Origin of the sequence: Paraburkholderia sediminicola, from assembly GCF_046026895.1 — a bacterium.
Classification (GTDB): Bacteria; Pseudomonadota; Gammaproteobacteria; order Burkholderiales; family Burkholderiaceae; genus Paraburkholderia; species Paraburkholderia sediminicola_C.
In genome coordinates this window covers 1-1,091 of record NZ_JAQQEU010000234.1, presented here as the reverse complement: position 1 = coordinate 1,091, position 1,091 = coordinate 1, and the positions used below count along the sequence as shown (strand labels likewise).

Here is a 1,091-nt window from a genome sequence, read left to right as displayed (position 1 = left end):
CGGCAACCATACGCCCGTCGTGGTCGATGAGCCGCTGCATCTGTTTGGCGAAGACACGGCGCCGGCGCCGGGCGAGATCGTGCTGTCCGGTCTCGGCGGCTGCCTCGCGGTCGGCATCACAGCCGTCGCTACGTGGAAGCAGGTCAAGCTGTCGAAGCTCGAAGTGTTCCTCGAAGCGGATATCGGCAATCCGGCTGCATGGGGCGCAGGTGGCGCCGAGATGGAATCTGCGCAGATGGGTTTCCAGGCGATCCGCGTGAAGATCGTGATCGAAGGAGATGCGACGCGCGAGAAGCTTGATGAGATCGTCCGTCATGCTAACTACTTCTCGCCGGTTGCAAACTCGATGCGCAATCCGATTCCCATGACCGTTACGCTCGCCGACTGAAGCGCCGCTTCGCTCGTCCGTGCCGCGCGTAGCGGCTGCCCCGGGTACCAGAAGGAAAACCAACATGGAACACGCATTGGTAGCAGAAGAGTCCAGCGTCGACACCTGGTGTGACGAAGCGGTGCTGGCGCGCGTGGCCGCGATCGCTCGCGGTCCGCTCGCGGCAGCCGCGCCACGGATCGACGGCGAAGGGGTCTACCCGCTCGACATCATGGGCGAGCTGGGTGCGGCCGGCGCACTCGGCGTTCACCTCGATCGCTACGGCGCGCGCTTTGGACTGTCGCTCGCCGCGATGCAGGAAGCGAGCCGCGCGTGTGGCTCGACTGGCTTCCTGATGTGGGCCCACGATGTCTGCGGGTTGTACATGGAGCAGTCCGGCAACCCGTATCTGGGTGGCGCGCGGCTCGACGTGCATGCCCGCGGCCAGACGTTCGGCGGCACCGCGCTGTCGAATCCGATGAAAGCGTTCTCAGGCATCGAGCCGATGATGTTCCGCGCCACGCCTACGCCGGGCGGCTATTTGATCAACGGCACGCTGCCGTGGGTCAGTCACATCGGCCTCGGTCAGTATTGCGGCGCGATCGCCGCGGTGCATCGCGATGACGGTTCAGTCTCGCATGAGGTGATGTTCCTGCTGAGCTGCGACGCGCGCGTCGAGTTGCGTCATTGCCCGGTGTTCTCCGGCATGGAAGGCACCAGTACG

The 1,091-nt window shown here is 65.0% G+C and carries 2 protein-coding genes; both read left to right on the top strand.

Annotated features, from left to right (window positions below):
- Window positions 1–388: OsmC family protein (locus tag PQR02_RS40490; RefSeq protein ID WP_408243396.1), on the top strand; the 388-nt coding region annotated here is incomplete at its 5' end.
- 64 nt (window positions 389–452) lie between these two features.
- Window positions 453–1,091, top strand: a 639-nt coding sequence (locus PQR02_RS40485; RefSeq protein ID WP_408243395.1) for an acyl-CoA dehydrogenase family protein, incomplete at its 3' end; no start/stop codon positions are given.